Source organism: Pseudomonas sp. TUM25319, assembly GCF_056388475.1.
Genome location: NZ_CM150751.1, coordinates 4,454,396 through 4,470,158 on the forward strand (window position 1 = coordinate 4,454,396; position 15,763 = coordinate 4,470,158).

The window sequence follows — 15,763 nt, forward strand, 5'->3', positions numbered from 1 at the left end:
CATGCACATGCCTATCGACTTCAGACCTGCTCAAGCCTCGGACGCGCACGATATTGCGCGCTTCTTTCAACTGACATCGGAGGGCATGGCCGATTACATATGGAGCAAGCTTGCCGCACCGGGAGAAGCATTGCTGAGTGTCGGTGCGTCTCGCTATGCCAGGGAAGCGGGCGACTTCTCCTACAAAAACTGCCTGATGGCCACTTTCGAGGGCCGCGTCATCGGCATGATGCACAGCTATGCCTTGCGCGAGACGCCTGACAGGTCTGTCGAGACAGACCCGGTTCTCGCGCCCTACTCCGACATGGAAGTACCCGACACCCTGTACATCTCCAGCCTGGCCCTGGACGAGGCCTGGCGCAGCCAGGGGCTGGGCGCACAGTTTCTTCGCCATGCCCAGCAGCGCGCCGATGACTCGGGGCTGGATGGCCTGTGCCTGATCGATTATGCAGAAAACCACGGTGCACGCCGCTTCTACGAACGTCACGGTTTTCAAATCGTGAAAACCTGCCAGATCGTTCCGCACCCGATGCTGGCCGTAACCGGTGAAGCCTATTTGATGCATCGCCCTACCCACAACGTGCTGGAGAGAAAGCCATGAACCAGAAACTGACCGTGTTCCGCGAACTGGATATCCAACCGGTACGCGACCTTCCCTTTTTTGAAGAAGTGGTGGAAGGTGACCCGCATACGCTGACGTCCAAGTACTATCACGATGAACAGCAAGGCCGCATTTCCGGAGAGTGGGAAGCCAGCATCGGAGCGTGGCGCATCGACTACAAGGTTTGGGAGTTCTGCCATGTCCTGAGTGGACGCTGCGTCATCGAGCTTGAGGGGAGCGCCCCCGTCACACTGTCCGCAGGCGACACGTTCATTATCGAACCGGGCGCCAAGGGTAAATGGACGGTGCTGGAGGATATGAAAAAGAACTTCGTGATCCTCTTGCCTGCGAACTAGGTTTCACCCCCGTTCCAGCACCACAAACAACCACACCCACCTCGACTAGACTCTCCTCACAGGCACGAAGCCAGGCGCGAGGCTAGGGAATGACCATTGGCCGCAAGGAAGACATCACCTATACCCTCCTGCTCATCACGCCGGTCCTTCTCTACGCCAGCATGGGTGCCGACCCGCTCTACACAAGCGCCTGGTACCTCCTGGGCGTGCCTGTGGTCGCGCTGCTGCCCGGTTTGCTACTGCGGGCCCCGCCGCTGTTTCTCACCGGTACGACAGCCGCGGCGTTAGCGAGCCTGTTGATCTACGTGGCCCTCCAGTCAAGCCTGTCTCGCCCGGATGGCTTGCTTGCTCTCGGGCATCTGTTTTCCCTGCCCGGCCTGCTGGCGGGCGCAGGCGTGTCAGCGTGGCTGTTGAGGCACGGGATGAAAGCCAGCCTGCCGTGGCGGGTTGCCGGTGTCGCATTCCTGGGCGCGGCCGGGGGATTCATGGTCGCCCAGATGATCGTGTGCAATACCCTGATGTATTGCGCAGCACTGTCAATCGTCTCTGCTCGATAGCCCCTGCGCTCCGTCAGCAAACCACCCCAAGCCCAGCTAACCTCCCTTTGTCAATCCCACCAATTGCGAGCATTTGTCGCAGGTTTTTTCGTGAACTACCTAGTTAATTAGCTAGCTAAGCGTATAATCGCCCGCATTCACACAGCGAGATGTTCCGCATGAAACAACCTTCTCAGGCCTCTGGCCTCGGCAGATTCATCCTCATCGGGCTGGGCGTGGTCATCGCCCTGCTCGGCCTTGCCCTGGCGGCCGGCGGCGTGCGCCTGACCACACTCGGCGGCAGTTGGTACTTCCTGATAGGCGGCCTGGTGATGGCCGTTTCGGGCGTGTTGATCGCCCTGCGCAAACCGGTCGGCGCCTGGCTGTTCGCGGCGTTTCTGGTCGGCACTGCCGTCTGGGCGCTGGTGGACACCGACCGCAGCTTCTGGCCGCTGTTCTCCCGTCTGTTCATGTTCAGTGCCATCGGCCTGGTGGTCGCACTGGTGTACCCGACGCTGGTGCGCGCTGCTGGCGGTACCGCCGGTCGCGGTGCCTACGGTGTCGCCGGGGTGCTGGCGATCGCGCTGGTGTGGGCGGTGGGCAATATGTTCGTCGCGCACCCGACCGTGGCCACCGGCAACGGCCCGGGCCTGACCCCGGTCGACCCGGCCAAGGCGCAGAAAGACTGGGCCCACTACGGCAACACCGAAGGCGGCAGCCGCTTCGCCGCGCTGGACCAGATCAACCGCGACACCGTCAACAAGCTGAAAGTGGCCTGGACCTACCACACCGGCGACGTCGCCATCAGTGACGGCAACGGTGCCGAAGACCAGCTCACCCCGCTGCAGATCGGCGACAAGGTGTTCATCTGCACCCCGCACAACAACCTGATCGCGCTGGACGCCGACACCGGCAAGGAGCTCTGGAAAAACGAGATCAACGCCCAGTCCAAGGTCTGGCAGCGTTGCCGTGGCATGGCTTACTTCGACGCCACCCAGGCCGTCGCCCAGCCGACCCAGCCCGACAGCTCGCCGATCATCGCGGCCAGCGTTGCACCGGGCGCCAACTGCCAGCGCCGCCTGCTGACCAACACCATCGACGCCCGCCTGATCGCGGTCGATGCCGACACCGGCGAGTTCTGCCAGGGCTTCGGCACCAATGGCCAGGTCGATCTCAAGGCCGGTCTGGGCAATGTCCCTGACTCCTACTATCAACTGTCGTCGGCGCCGCTGATGGCCGGTACCACCGTGGTGGTCGGCGGTCGCGTTGCCGACAACGTGCAGACCGACATGCCTGGCGGCGTGATCCGCGGTTTCGACGTCATCACCGGTGCCATGCGCTGGGCCTTCGACCCGGGCAACCCGCAAGACAAGCAGGCCCCGAGCGGCGACAACACCTACGTGCGCAGCACCCCGAACAGCTGGGCGCCGATGTCCTACGACCCGGCGATGAACACCGTGTTCCTGCCGATGGGCAGCTCGTCCACCGACATCTATGGTGCCGAGCGCACCGCGCTGAACCACAAGTACGGCGCCTCGGTGCTGGCCGTCGACGCCAGCACCGGCGCCGAGAAGTGGGTCTACCAGACCGTGCACAACGACCTCTGGGACTTCGACCTGCCGATGCAGCCAAGCCTGATCGACTTCACCAAGGACGACGGCAGCACCGTCCCTGCCCTGGTGATCGGTACTAAAGCCGGGCAGATCTTCGTGCTCGACCGCGCCACCGGCCAGCCGCTGACCAAGGTTGAGGAAGTCCCGGTGAAAGCCGCAGGCATCCCCAACGAGCAGTACTCGGCCACCCAGCCACGCTCGGTCGGCATGCCGCAGATCGGCGCGCAGACCCTGACCGAATCGGACATGTGGGGCGCCACCCCGTATGACCAGTTGCTGTGCCGCATCGACTTCAAGAAGATGCGCTACGACGGCCTGTACACCGCGCCGGGCACCGACCTGTCGCTGAGCTTCCCAGGCTCGCTGGGCGGCATGAACTGGGGCAGCCTGTCCACCGATCCGGTGCACGGTTTCATCTTCGTCAACGACATGCGCCTGGGCCTGTGGATCCAGATGATCCCGTCGACCAACCAGGGCAAGGCCGCCGGTGGCGGTGAAGCACTGAACACCGGCATGGGCGCGGTACCGCTCAAAGGCACGCCGTATGCGGTGAACAAGAACCGCTTCCTGTCGGTCGCCGGCATTCCTTGCCAGGCACCGCCTTACGGCACCCTGACCGCCATCGACATGAAGACCCGCCAGATCGCCTGGCAGGTTCCGGTCGGCACCGTGGAAGACACCGGCCCGCTCGGCATCCGCATGCACCTGCCCCTGCCGATCGGTCTGCCGACCCTCGGCGGCACCCTGTCGACCCAGGGCGGCCTGGTGTTCATCGCCGGCACCCAGGACTTCTACCTGCGCGCCTTCGACAGCGGCAACGGCAAGGAAGTCTGGAAAGCCCGCCTGCCCGTCGGCAGCCAGGGCGGCCCGATGACCTACGTCTCGCCGAAGACCGGCAAGCAGTACATCGTCATCACCGCCGGTGGTGCACGCCAGTCCACCGACCGTGGCGACTACGTCATCTCCTACGCCTTGCCTTGACCTCTCCAGCGCCCGCCTTCGCGGCGGGCGCTCGCTTTATCCTGGAATTACCCGAATGTCTTCTTCCCCGCGTTACCTTCCCGCCGTGCTGCTCGGCACCTGCCTGATCCCTGCCCTCGCCTCTGCCGCCGATCCCTTCCAGAGCTCGACCCTGACCGGCGACTGGGGCGGCCTGCGCAACCAGCTCGACGCCGATGGCATCCGCTTCACCGGCGACTACAGCGGCGAGACCGTGTACAACGCCGACGGCGGCCTCAAGCGCTCGGCGCGCTACTCGCAGAACCTCAAGCTCGGCGTGCGCTTCGACCTGGACAAGCTCTACGGCCTCGACAACGCCGGCGTGGTGCAACTGACCATCAACGACCGCCGCGGCAACGACGGCTCCGGCGACCTTGTGGGCAACCGCCTGCCGCTGCAGGAAAACTACGGCGGCCTCTACACCCGCCTGACCGAACTGAGCTACGAGCGCACCCTGTTCACCCCCGCGCTGGACGTGAAGCTCGGCTACATGGCCATGGGCAACGACCTCGGCGGCCTCGACAGCGGCATCCTGTGCAACTTCATGAACGCCGGTTTCTGCGGGCATCCGCTGAACATGTCCGGCGGCAGCGGCTGGACCAACTACCCCAACGCCCGCCTCGGCGTGCGCGTCAAGTACAGCTTCAACCCGGCATGGCAACTGCGCGTCGCCGCCTTCGCGGTAGACCCGGAGAGCAACGGCAATTCCAGCCGTGCCTGGAACATCACGCCCAAGCACAAGACCGGCACCGTGGTGCCGATCGAGCTGGTGTACAAGAAGCTCGACGGCCTGCCGGGCGAGTACAAGCTGGGCTGGTACTACGACAGCTCCGATGCCAAGCGCATCGGCAGCAATGAAGACGTCGCCGGTCGCGGCGGTCATTACCTGCTGCTGGACCAGGCCGTGTGGCAGGCCAGCGACCTGCCGGGCCAGCGCCTGCATGTGTTCGGCCAGGCGGCTGCGGCCAGCTCGGCGGCGTCGCCGTTCAGCAAGTGGTACAGCACCGGCGTGGTACTCAAGCAGCCGTTCGCCAGCCGCCCCAACGACACCGTCGCCCTGGGCTTCGGCCGTGCCGTGCCCAACCCGCGCAGCCGCGAAGTGCAGGAACAGAACGCTCTGGCCAGCGGCCAGGACTTCCCCAACCTGAGCAACGCCGAGCGCCTGATCGAACTGAGCTACGGCTACCAGGCGACGCCATGGCTGACCTTGCGTCCGGATGTGCAGTACGTGATGGAGCCCGGCGCGTTTTCCGGCAGCGATATCGATAACGCCCTGGTGTTCGGCCTGCAGGTCAAGGCGGCGCTCTGAGCGCCTGATCCCGAACGCCCTCTCCCCTCCTACCGGCGTCTGTGGTGCCATTCACGGCCACTACAGCCGCTGGTACGTCCCGGCGTGCAAACGCTCGCTGATCTCCGCCGCCGCCGATTGCAGCTCCCGCAGCATCGCCGCCGGTGGCGGTGACGGGATCGCCGCGCTCGGGCCGACAATGCCGATGGTGCCGACGATCTGGTCGTTCTCGCGGAAGATCGGGCAGCACAACGCATTGATGCCCATGGTCACTTCGCTGTCCGCATCGTCGTACAGCCGCTCGCGGATCAGCGCCAGGCGCCCTGCCAGTTGGTCGGGCTCGTGCAAGGTGTGCGGGGTCAGTTGCGGCATCTTGCGGCGCATCACCCGCTGCTGGCTGGCGGTGTCGGCGAACGCCAGCACCGTGCGGCCCTGGGCCGAGCAGTACGGCAGCACGCGGTTACCCGGCTTGACCGAGATGCACACGTTGGCCTTGGACTCGACGCAGGACACCACCAGCGCGGTGTCATGGGTGGCGACCGCGAGCAACGCGGTCTGGCCGGTGGCATCGCGGATGCGGGTGAGATAGGGGTCGGCGATGGCGCGCAGGTCGAACTGCTCGCCGGCGGCTTCGCCGTAGGCCACCAGGCGCGCACCGAGCAGGTATTTCTCGGTGCTCGGGTCCTGTTCGAGAATGCCCAACTGACGCATCGATGCCAGGTGCCGATAAGTGCGCGGCTTGGCGGTCTGCAGCAGTTGCGCCAGTTCCGTCACCCCCAGCGGGCGACGGGCGGCAGTCAGTTCATCGAGGAGACGGAACACCATCTCCACCGATTCCAGCAGCGCGGGGCCGCTGCTGGGTTTTTCGTCTTGCTGGTCCACGCGATCACCTCATGTCGAACGATGGAAAGCCCCGATTGTATCGCTCGACGAAACGCTCGTGTTGCTCCACGACATCAAGCGCGGGCTGTTTTGCCGATTATTTCCGTTTGCCGGGCACTCGGCGGTTTCACCGAGAACATCGCCCAGGCGCCCAGCACAGTCATCACCGCCAGCACATACAGGCCGTACTCCAGGTGCCCGCTGCTCTGCTTGACCCAACCCATCATGAACGGGCTGGCATAACCGCCGAGGTTGCCGACGGTGGCGATCAGGGCGATGCCCGCCGCCGCTGCAGTGCCGGTCAGCAACACGCCGGGCAAGGCCCACAGCACGCAGAACCCGGCCAGGCCACCGGACATCGCCAGGCTCAGCCCGGCCAGCGACAGCACCGGCTGGTCGTGGAAGAACGCCGCGATCGCCAGGCCCAGTGCCGAGGCCAGGTTGCACAGGGTGCCGTGCCAGCGCCGCTCGCGGGTACGGTCGGAATGCCGGCTGACCACCAGCATCACCACCGAGGCCACGGCGAACGGGATCGCCGCCACCAGCCCGGTCTGCGCCAGGCTCTTGACCCCGAGGCTCTGGACGATCTGCGGCAGCCAGAACGACACGCCGTAGGTACCGCACAGCAAGGCGAAGTTCACGTAGATCAGCCGCCACAGGTCCTTGTTGACGAAGGCCGCACGGAAGTTGTGCCCGGCCCCCGCCCGCTCGTGCGCCTCGCGCTGCTCCGCCAGTTGCCGGACCACCCGCGCATTCTGCTCTGCGGTCAGCCAATGGACCTTGCCGGGACGGTCGTCCAGATAGAAGAACACCACCACGCCGAGGATCACCGCCGGCATCCCTTCGAGCAGGAACAGCCACTGCCAGCCGGCCATGCCGCCCACACCGGCGAAGGTCTGCATGATCCAGCCCGACAGCGGGCTGCCGATCACCCCGGCCATGGCGATGCCGAGGTTGAACCAGGCCATGCCCTGGGAACGGGCGTAGGACGGGAACCAGTAGGTCATGTACAAGACCACGCCCGGATAGAACCCGGCCTCGGCCATGCCCAGCAAAAAGCGCAGCACATAGAACTGGTTGGGCGTGGTGACGAACAGCATCGACACCGAGAGGATGCCCCACACCACCATGATCCGGGCGATCCAGAACCGCGCCCCGACCCGTTGCAGCATCATGTTGCTGGGGATCTCGCACAGGCAGTAGCCGATGAAGAACACCCCGGCACCGAAGCCGAAGGCCAGGTCGCTCAGGCCGATGTCGGCGGCCATCTGCAACTTGGCGAAGCCGACGTTGACCCGGTCGAGAAAGGCAATGATGTACAGCACGAACAGGAACGGCAGCAGGCGCCAGGCAATACGGTTGTAGAGGGTGCTGTCCTGCTCGTTGTCGAAGGTACTACGGGCTATGAGATTCATCGCGTCACTCTTGTAATTGTTGTATTGGCGAAGATTCGGCAACCGGTCAGCTGGCGGCGAGGATGAAGTCCGCGCAGCGCTCGCCGATCATGATGCTTGGAGCGTTGGTATTGCCACTGACAATCGTCGGCATGATCGAGGCATCGGCCACCCGCAGCCCCTGTACGCAGTGCACCCGCAGGTCGGGACCGACCACGGCGTCCGGGTCCTGGCCCATGCGGCAGGTGCCCGCCGGGTGGAACACGGTCTTGGCGACGGTGCGCACGTAGTCTTCGAACACCGCGTCCGGCACATCGTCGTGCTCGGGCAGCATGAGCATTTTCTCCACCACGCTGGCCAGCGCCGGCGCGCGGAGAATACGCCGCGCCACCTTCACGCCGGCGACCATGGTGCGCATGTCTTCCGGGTCGCTCAGGTAGTTGGCATTGAGCGCCACGTCGTCCATGGGGTCGGCGCTTTTCAGGCGCAGACGGCCACGGGAGCGTGGACGCAGGGCGCAAGGGTTGATGGAGATGCCATGGCCGGCGGGCGGCAGGCGGTCGATGTCGCCCACCAGCGCCGGCACCACATGGAACTGCACGTCCGGGCGGCCGCAGCCGGTGGCATCGACGAAGGCCCCGCTCTCCACCACGTTGGAGCTGAGCAGCCCACGCCGCGTGGCCAGGTACTTGAGGCCGTGGCCGATGGCCCGCAGACCGCGGTCATGGCCGAGCAGGCTGGCCGGTTGACGGGTCTGGGCGTACACCGAGGCACTGAGATGGTCCTGGAAATTCTCGCCGACGCCCGGCGCATCGACCCGGGTGCGGATACCCAACGCCTGCAGGTGCTCGCCCGGACCGATGCCGGACAGCATCAGCAGCTTCGGCGAGGCGATCGCCCCGGCGCTGACGATCACTTCGGCGCGGGCCTTGAACTGCAGGTCTTCGCCCTGCTTGCCCCGCGCCTGCACGCCCACCACGCGCTGGCCGTCGAACAGCAGTTCGGTGGCGTGGGTGCTGGTCAGCACTTTCAGGCGCGGATCATCCCGCAGCGGACGCAGGTACGACACCGCGGAACTGGCGCGACGGCCTTCGGTGGTGGTGGTCTGGTAGAAGCCGGCGCCTTCCTGTCGTTCGCCGTTGAAGTCATCGGTGGCCGGCACACCCGCTTCCACCGCCGCCTGGACGAAGGCTTCGCTCAGGGCATGACGGTGACGCGGATCGCTGACTTTCAGCGGCCCCTGCTGGCCGTGCAGGCGGCCGCCCAGGCGGGCATTGGCCTCGCAGCGGCGGAACACCGGCAGCACGTCCTGCCAGCCCCAGCCAGGGCAGCCGCTGGCCTGCCACTCGTCGTAGTCCTCGGCCTGGCCACGGATATAGATCATGGCATTGACCGAACTGCCGCCGCCCAGGGTACGGCCCTGGGGAATGTACACCTGGCGCTGGTTGACGAACGGCTCGGGCTCGGTGCGGTACATCCAGGTGCGCTGGCTGCCGTGCACACGGATGAACGTGCCGGGAATGTGGATGTACGGGTGGTTGTCGGCAGGGCCGGCTTCCAGCAGCAGGACCTGCTTGCCGGCCTCGGCCAGCCGTGCGCTGAGGGCGCACCCGGCAGAGCCGGCGCCGATGACGATGTAGTCGAAGGTTTGCATTGTTCTTGTTCTCGACGCTGGTGAACTGCGCCCCGGATGTTGGACACCCATCCAGCACCGGGGTGTTTTAAATGATCAAGTATTCCAAGCAGTTCAAGCTGTCCGCCATCAAGGCCTTCCTCAAGCGAGGCCGGGGGTTTCGCCACGTGGCCAGCCAGTTTCAAATAGATCCCACCCTTCTGCGGCGCTGGGTCGTGGCTTACCAGCATCACGGCGTGGCCAGCCTCAAACGCTCTCATCAGCGCCACAGCGCCCAGTTCAAACTCACCGTGCTTCATCGCATGCTGAATGAACAACTGTCTCATCGTGCTGCCGCAGCGCTGTTCAATCTGGGTAATTCGAGTCAACTGGGCAGATGGCAGCAGCAGTATTACAGTGGCGAGCTTACAGCCCAGCTTTCAGCGAAGAAGAGACCGCCTCGTACCATGTCCAAGCAGCCCTCCAAGCCCGATGAAACCTCGGTAGTACCTGACGAGGAGCTCTCGGTCGCCCAACTGCTGCGCAAGATACGCAAGCTTGAAGCGGAGAACGCCTACCTAAAAAAGCTCGAGGAATTAGACGAGGCCAAACTCAGGCAGAAGAAAGCCACCACGAAAAAGCCCGGCTGATTGCCGAACTGCACTCGAGTCATTTGCTGGCCGACCTGCTAGACGCTGCAGGCTTGGCACGTGCCACCTACTACTACCAGCTCAAGACCATCGGAGCTGAGGATAAATGTGCCTCGCTGAAAGCCTCGATCCAGGACATCCAGCACCATCACCGTGGTCGCTATGGCTATCGCCGTGTCACCGCGACTCTGCGTCAGGAAGGTCAGTTGGTGAACACCAAGAAAGTACGCCGCCTGATGAACGAACTGGACCTCAAATGTACGGTGCGACCCAAGAAATACAGGTCATACCGTGGCCTGATGGACGAGGCATCACCCAATATCTTGAAACGGGAATTTACGGCTGATCAGCCCAACCAGAAGTGGGTGACAGATGTTACGGAGTTCAAGGTCGCTGGCGAGAAGCTCTACCTTTCGCCGATTCTGGACTTGTACAACGGGGAAATCGTCGCCTACCAGACTGACACGCGACCGCGCTATGCCCTGGTGGGAACAATGCTTGAGCGTGCACTGAAGAAACTCCCGACTGACAGCAAACCGATGTTGCACTCGGACCAAGGTTGGCACTACCGATACCCTGACTACCGCCAGCGCTTGAAGGATACGGGCCTGGAGCAAAGCATGTCGCGCAAGGGCAATTGCCTGGACAACGCCGCGATGGAGAGCTTTTTTGGCACGTTGAAAGCGGAGTATTTCTACCGGGAACACGTCAAGACAATCGACCAGCTCCGTGCTGGGATTGATGAGTACATTCGTTATTACAACCATGAACGTATCAAAATGAAGCTTGGCGGCCTGAGTCCTGTGGCTTACAGAAACCAGGCCGCGTAGCTTTACGCACCTAATGTCCAACTTTTGGGGCGCAGCTCATGGGCCCGTGGGAGCTGGCTCGCCAGCTCCCACGGGCGCCGCAGATTCAATGAGGTATCAGCTCAGCCCACCTGGCTGACGAACTTGGTGGTGAAGTAGGCGTCCAGGCCCTCGCTGCCGCCTTCGCTGCCGTAGCCGCTGTCCTTCACGCCGCCGAACGGCGTTTCCGGCGCCGCCAGGCCGAAGTGGTTGATCGACACCATGCCCGATTCCAGCTCGTCGGCCAGCAGCGTGGCGCGCTGGATCGAACGGGTGAAGGCGAACGCCGCCAGGCCGAACGGCAGGCTGTTGGCTTTCCCGATCACCTCGTCGAGGCTGTCGAAACGCACGATGGAGGCGATCGGACCGAAGGGCTCCTCGCTCATCACCCGGGCGTTTTCCGGCACATCGGTGAGCACGGTGGCCGGGTAGAAGAAACCGTCACCCTCGACGCCCTCGCCGCCCTCGCCGCCCAGCGCCAGTTGCGCACCCACGGCCAGGGCGTCGTCCACATATTCCTGCACCGCCGCCACACGGCGGGGGTTGGCCAACGGGCCGAGCTGGCTGGCCGGGTCCTGGCCGTCGCCCATCTTCAGCGCCGCACCGGCGCGACAGAACGCCGCGACAAACTGCTCGTACACCGCCGACTGCACATAGAAGCGGGTCGGCGAGGCGCAGATCTGCCCGCCATTGCGGAATTTGAGGCCGGCACCCAGGGCCGCCACCGCCTCCACGTCGACGTCATCGCAGACGATGAACGGCGCATGCCCGCCCAGCTCCAGGGTGCAGCGCTTGAGGTACTGCCCCGCCAGCGCGCCGAGGGCGCGGCCCACCGGCACGGAACCGGTGAAGGACACCTTGCGGATCACCTCGGAGCGGATCAGGTAGTCAGACACCTCGGCCGGTACGCCGAACACCAGGTTCAACACCCCCGGCGGCACGCCGGCATCCTGGAAGGCGCGGCACAGTTCGATGCAGGACGACGGGGTTTCTTCCGGGCCCTTGGCGATGATCGAACAGCCCGCGGCCAGGGCGCCGGCGATCTTGCGCACCAGCTGGCTGACCGGGAAGTTCCACGGACTGAAGGCCGCCACTGGCCCGATCGGCTCGCGCAGCACGGTCTGGCGCACGCCACGGGCGCGGGGCGGAATCACCCGGCCGTAGGCACGCCGGCCTTCTTCGGCGTACCAGTCGATATGGTCGCCGGCGCCAAAGGCTTCCAGCTTCGCCTCGGCCAGCGGCTTGCCCTGTTCCAGGGTAATCAGCGCGGCGATGTCCGCCGAGCGCTCACGCACCAGGTCCGCCGCCTTGCGCAGGATCTTCGAGCGCTCGTAGGCCGAGGTCTTGCGCCATACCTCGAAGCCCCGTCGGGCCGCCGCCAGGGCGCGGTCCAGGTCGGCGGTGGAGGCCAGGCCCAGGCGGGCGATCAGCTCGCCGGTCGCGGGATTGAAGACATCGGCCTGACGCTCATGGCCGCCCACCGACCACTGGCCGTCAATCAGAAGAGACTCGATTACACGCATCTGAGGATTCCTTGAAGATTATATTTCTCACATCGAAATATTGTTCTTTTGAACGACACGATGCTAGGCCCGCTCGAAAGCCGCTGTCAAGGTCGGAAAAAGAGGCTTGACCGTCTCCATCCGGCAGGCGTAGGTTTATCTCACAGCGAAACACTGTTCCCCTATAGAAAACAAGAAAGGAGATTTGCCGATGAGCCTCGCCCAGGCATTGCTGCATAACTGGAACGACCTGCCACGGGAAGTCGTGCGCAAGGGAGTGGAGCGGGTCGCCTTCCGCGGCGACGACACCCTCTGCGTGATGAACTGGCTGAGCCCGGGCATGGATGTGTTCCCCCACAGCCACACCTTCGAGCAACTGGTGATCATCGTGCAGGGCCGGGTGCGCTTCCACCTGGGCGACGAGGTGGTCGAGGGCGGCCCCGGCAGCATGATCCGCATCCCGCCCCATGTGGTGCACTACGCAGAACCGGTGGGCACCGAGGTGGTGATGAACCTGGATGTGTTCTCGCCGATCCGCCACGACTACCGCCACCTGATCGAATACCAGGCTGCCGAATTCGCCGAGCCGGCGGTATCGGCATGAACACCACCCTCGCCGCCCGGCTGCGCGCCGGCCAGCCGCTGCTCAGCAGCTTCATCAAGACCCCCAGCCACGCCGTGGTAGAGATCGCCGGCGACGCCGGGCTGGACGCGGTGGTGCTCGATGCCGAGCACGCCCCCTTCGATCAGGGCAGCCTCGACCGCGGCCTGCTGGCCTGCCGCGCCGCATCGGTCAGCGGGCTGGTACGGGTGGCCGACTCACGGCCGGCGACCCTGTTGCAGGCCCTCGACCTGGGCGCCGACGGCCTGGTGCTGCCGCATATCGTCCACGCCGATCAGGCCCGCGACATCCTCCGTGCCACCCGTTATCGCGATGGCAACCGGGGCTTCTCCAACTCGCCACGGGCCGGCGGCTACGGCCGCGCCACACTGGCCGAACACCTGGCCGCCGAAGACGGACGCCACGCCATCGTCGCCCAGATCGAAGACCGCGAGGCGCTGGATCACCTCGATGCGATCGCCGCCGTCGGGCAGATCGACTGCCTGCTGGTGGGCCGCGCCGACCTCGCCGTGTCGCTGGGCGCCGAGCGTCTCGACGATCCGCGGGTCGAGGCTGCGGTCAGCCAGGTGATCGACGCCGCCGCCCGTGCTGGCAAGGCCAGCGGCCTCTTCGTCGCCGGCCTCGACGATCTCGACCGCTTCGCCGCCCGCGGCGTGAGCTTTTTCATCCTCGGCTCCGACCAGGCGCTGCTGCGCGCCGGCTGGAGCCAGCAAGCCCGACATTTCCGCGACTCGGCCCGCTGAGTCGCCACCCGACAAGAACAAGAGGTAATGCCATGAACGCCATTCTCACCCCCACCGCCAACGACGAACGCCAGGCACGCATCAACGACCTGCTGGTGGGCGCCATCGACCTGCACTGCCACAGCGGCCCGTCGGTGATGCCGCGCTACTGCGACCATATCGAGGCCATGCGCGAAGCCTCCGAGGCCGGTCTCAAGGCCGTGCTGCTCAAGGACCACTACTACAGCTGCACCCCGGTCACCACCCTGCTCAACAAGCACTTCAGCGAACTCAACGTGCACATGCTCTCCGGCGTGCCGTTGAACAACGCGGTCGGCGGTCTCAACGTGCATGCCGTGGAGCACGGCCTGAACCTGGGCGCCAAGCTGGTATGGATGCCTACCTTCTCCTCGGCCAACCATATCGCCCACCACCATCAGGACGTGAAGTTCGTCGAGAAATTCCCCCAGACCACCCAGCGCATGCTGCAGCCGATCCCGCTGACCGTGCTGGACGACGACGGCAAGCTCAAGGAAGAGGTCAAGGCCATCCTCGACCTGATCGCCGCCCAGGACGTGGTGCTCTCCGCCGGCCACCTGAACATCCGCGAGATCTGGCCGCTGTTCGAAGAAGCACGCAAGCGCGGGGTCAAGCGTCTGCTGGTCAACCACCCGACCTACGTGGTCGACGCCAGCCTCGATGACATGCGCCAGTTGGCCAGCGAAGGCGTGTTCATGGAGCACTCGATGTGCATGTGGGTGCCTGGCTCCAAGTTCAAGTTCTATGACGACACCTTCCTGCGCCAGGTGATCGAGGCCGGCACCATCGACCTCACCATCCTCGGCTCCGACCTCGGCCAGCAGGGCAACCCGAGCATCGCCGACGGTTTCCGCAACGTCATCGGCCAGTTGCTCGACCTGGAGTACAGCGACGCCGACATCCGCAAAATGATCTCGGGCAATGCTGCTCGCCTGATGAACCTGTGAGCACAGCATCCATGACCCGACTGAGCATTACCCTCGGCCGCCTCACCCTGAAGAACCCGGTGATCTGTGGCGCCGGCGAGCAGACCATGACCGCCGATGCCATCCGCGCCGCCCTCGCCACCGGCGCGGGGGCGGTGGTGGCCAAGTCCACCAACGAATCGGCGGCGGCCAAGGCACAGCTGGACAAGACCGACTACGTGCTGCTGGATGCCCAGTGGAAGCCCCTGCCCTGGGACTTCGACCCGCCGCCGGACGCCAGCCTGTTCGGCCGCTCAGGGCTGGTTCAGCGCGCGTTCGGCGACTGGCTCGGCGAACTGGTCGAGCTCGACCGGCATGCCCGTACGCTCGACGCCTACGTGATCCCGAGCCTGATCCTCAGCGACCTGGAGCAGTGCGCCGAGTACGCCCGGCAAATCGAAGAGGCCGGGTTGCGGGTGCTGGAGCTGAACATCGGCGCGCCCCACGGCGAGGAAGCGGCCAAGGGCGCCATTGTCCTGGAACGCGGCGCGGCGCGGATCGAAACCATCGTGCGGCGCATCCGCCAGGCCACCACCCTGCCCTTGTGGATCAAGCTCACCGGCCAGAGCGAGGACGTCGTCGCCCTGGCCCAGGCGGCACGCCGGGGCGGGGCCGACAGCGTGGTGATGATGGGACGGTTCATGGGTTTTCTGCCCGACCTCGACAGCGGCCGGCCACTGCTCGGCACCAGCGCCGCCATCGGCGGTTCATGGGCGCTGCCGCTGACGGCGCGCTGGCTGATGCTGACGCGCAAGGCCATGGGCGACGACTACCCGCTGATCGCCACCAACGGAGCCCGTACCGGACTGGACGTGGCGAGGTTCCTGCTCGCGGGCGCCAGCGCCACCGAAATGACCTCGGCGGTGTTCACCGGGGGTTATGGCGTGCTGGAAAAGGCCATTGCCGAACTGGACGCCTACGTTGCCAGCCGCGAATCGACCGTGGAGCAATTGCTCGGCAGTGCTGCCGACCAGGTGCAGACCTACCAGGAGCAGGCCAGCCGTCCCGGCTGGTGGGAGCGCTTTGCCCCAAAGTAAGCGGGGGTTCCCGACTGAGGCGGTTGGGTCGGGAACTGACCGAGAGCTGGCGGATGCTCGGGCCCTAGAAATCGGTTGCGCCTCATCGTTCGATGAG

14 protein-coding genes are annotated in these 15,763 nt (G+C 65.0%); 10 read left to right on the forward strand and 4 right to left on the reverse strand.

Going from position 1 to position 15,763, the window contains the following annotated elements; all coding sequences use genetic code 11:
* Positions 1-7 precede the first annotated feature (7 nt).
* From AC05QJ_RS20285 to AC05QJ_RS20305, 5 genes are all read left to right on the forward strand, one after another.
* On the forward strand, positions 8-601 hold the full coding sequence (locus tag AC05QJ_RS20285) for an N-acetyltransferase family protein (protein WP_476743071.1): 594 nt from the start codon (positions 8-10) through the stop codon (positions 599-601).
* A complete protein-coding gene (locus AC05QJ_RS20290) occupies positions 598-957 on the forward strand; it encodes a cupin domain-containing protein (protein WP_476743072.1) in 360 nt (119 codons plus the stop codon). Before AC05QJ_RS20285 ends, AC05QJ_RS20290 begins: the two co-directional genes overlap by 4 nt.
* An 89-nt stretch (positions 958-1,046) precedes the next feature.
* Entirely contained in the window at positions 1,047-1,514 is a 468-nt protein-coding gene (locus AC05QJ_RS20295) for a hypothetical protein (protein WP_476743073.1), read from the forward strand.
* A 158-nt stretch (positions 1,515-1,672) separates the two neighbouring features.
* On the forward strand, positions 1,673-4,087 hold the full coding sequence (locus tag AC05QJ_RS20300; protein ID WP_476743074.1) for a glucose/quinate/shikimate family membrane-bound PQQ-dependent dehydrogenase: 2,415 nt from the start codon (positions 1,673-1,675) through the stop codon (positions 4,085-4,087).
* Between the two features lie 55 nt (positions 4,088-4,142).
* Entirely contained in the window at positions 4,143-5,414 is a 1,272-nt protein-coding gene (locus tag AC05QJ_RS20305; RefSeq protein WP_476743075.1) for a carbohydrate porin, read from the forward strand.
* Positions 5,415-5,474: 60 nt separating this feature from the next.
* Here the strand turns inward: AC05QJ_RS20305 and AC05QJ_RS20310 are convergent, their stop codons facing one another.
* From AC05QJ_RS20310 to AC05QJ_RS20320, 3 genes are all read right to left on the reverse strand, one after another.
* Entirely contained in the window at positions 5,475-6,275 is an 801-nt protein-coding gene (locus AC05QJ_RS20310) for an IclR family transcriptional regulator (RefSeq protein WP_476743076.1), read from the reverse strand.
* 74 nt (positions 6,276-6,349) lie between these two features.
* Entirely contained in the window at positions 6,350-7,690 is a 1,341-nt protein-coding gene (locus AC05QJ_RS20315; protein WP_476743077.1) for an MFS transporter, read from the reverse strand.
* A 46-nt stretch (positions 7,691-7,736) separates the two neighbouring features.
* On the reverse strand, positions 7,737-9,323 hold the full coding sequence (locus AC05QJ_RS20320; RefSeq protein ID WP_476743078.1) for a GMC family oxidoreductase: 1,587 nt from the start codon (positions 9,321-9,323) through the stop codon (positions 7,737-7,739).
* 71 nt (positions 9,324-9,394) lie between these two features.
* Here AC05QJ_RS20320 and AC05QJ_RS20325 point away from each other — a divergent pair.
* A protein-coding gene (locus AC05QJ_RS20325) for an IS3 family transposase (RefSeq protein WP_476742730.1) occupies positions 9,395-10,761 on the forward strand; the annotation gives its coding sequence in 2 pieces (ribosomal slippage) (positions 9,395-9,874 and positions 9,877-10,761; 1,365 coding nt in all).
* 101 nt (positions 10,762-10,862) lie between these two features.
* Here the strand turns inward: AC05QJ_RS20325 and AC05QJ_RS20330 are convergent.
* Positions 10,863-12,302, reverse strand: a complete 1,440-nt coding sequence (locus AC05QJ_RS20330) for an NAD-dependent succinate-semialdehyde dehydrogenase (protein ID WP_476743079.1) — start codon at positions 12,300-12,302, stop codon at positions 10,863-10,865.
* Between the two features lie 190 nt (positions 12,303-12,492).
* On the opposite strand from AC05QJ_RS20330, the gene AC05QJ_RS20335 reads away from it, so the two are divergent.
* Genes AC05QJ_RS20335 through AC05QJ_RS20350 form a run of 4 tightly spaced genes read left to right on the forward strand, consistent with a single transcriptional unit; the run spans position 12,493 to position 15,666 of the window.
* Positions 12,493-12,885: a cupin domain-containing protein gene (locus AC05QJ_RS20335; protein WP_476743080.1), complete on the forward strand. Its 393-nt coding sequence runs from the start codon at positions 12,493-12,495 to the stop codon at positions 12,883-12,885.
* Complete coding sequence (locus AC05QJ_RS20340; protein WP_476743081.1) at positions 12,882-13,646, forward strand: HpcH/HpaI aldolase family protein; 765 nt, start codon at positions 12,882-12,884, stop codon at positions 13,644-13,646. Before AC05QJ_RS20335 ends, AC05QJ_RS20340 begins: the two co-directional genes overlap by 4 nt.
* A 32-nt stretch (positions 13,647-13,678) precedes the next feature.
* Positions 13,679-14,611, forward strand: coding sequence for a DUF6282 family protein (locus tag AC05QJ_RS20345; RefSeq protein ID WP_476743082.1), 933 nt, complete (start codon positions 13,679-13,681; stop codon positions 14,609-14,611).
* Positions 14,612-14,622: 11 nt separating this feature from the next.
* A complete protein-coding gene (locus AC05QJ_RS20350; RefSeq protein ID WP_476743083.1) occupies positions 14,623-15,666 on the forward strand; it encodes a beta/alpha barrel domain-containing protein in 1,044 nt (347 codons plus the stop codon).
* The last annotated feature ends 97 nt before the right edge of the window (positions 15,667-15,763 follow it).

What these genes read in the sequence shown, in the direction of transcription:
- AC05QJ_RS20345 (WP_476743082.1), top strand. Translation starts at nt 13,679, where the DNA reads ATGAACGCCATTCTCACCCCCACCGCCAACGACGAACGCCAGGCACGC.
- AC05QJ_RS20335 (WP_476743080.1), top strand. Translation starts at nt 12,493, where the DNA reads ATGAGCCTCGCCCAGGCATTGCTGCATAACTGGAACGACCTGCCACGG.
- AC05QJ_RS20285 (WP_476743071.1), top strand. Translation starts at nt 8, where the DNA reads ATGCCTATCGACTTCAGACCTGCTCAAGCCTCGGACGCGCACGATATT.
- AC05QJ_RS20330 (WP_476743079.1), bottom strand. Translation starts at nt 12,302, where the DNA reads ATGCGTGTAATCGAGTCTCTTCTGATTGACGGCCAGTGGTCGGTGGGC.
- AC05QJ_RS20315 (WP_476743077.1), bottom strand. Translation starts at nt 7,690, where the DNA reads ATGAATCTCATAGCCCGTAGTACCTTCGACAACGAGCAGGACAGCACC.
- AC05QJ_RS20290 (WP_476743072.1), top strand. Translation starts at nt 598, where the DNA reads ATGAACCAGAAACTGACCGTGTTCCGCGAACTGGATATCCAACCGGTA.
- AC05QJ_RS20295 (WP_476743073.1), top strand. Translation starts at nt 1,047, where the DNA reads ATGACCATTGGCCGCAAGGAAGACATCACCTATACCCTCCTGCTCATC.
- AC05QJ_RS20305 (WP_476743075.1), top strand. Translation starts at nt 4,143, where the DNA reads ATGTCTTCTTCCCCGCGTTACCTTCCCGCCGTGCTGCTCGGCACCTGC.
- AC05QJ_RS20350 (WP_476743083.1), top strand. Translation starts at nt 14,623, where the DNA reads ATGACCCGACTGAGCATTACCCTCGGCCGCCTCACCCTGAAGAACCCG.
- AC05QJ_RS20300 (WP_476743074.1), top strand. Translation starts at nt 1,673, where the DNA reads ATGAAACAACCTTCTCAGGCCTCTGGCCTCGGCAGATTCATCCTCATC.
- AC05QJ_RS20320 (WP_476743078.1), bottom strand. Translation starts at nt 9,323, where the DNA reads ATGCAAACCTTCGACTACATCGTCATCGGCGCCGGCTCTGCCGGGTGC.
- AC05QJ_RS20340 (WP_476743081.1), top strand. Translation starts at nt 12,882, where the DNA reads ATGAACACCACCCTCGCCGCCCGGCTGCGCGCCGGCCAGCCGCTGCTC.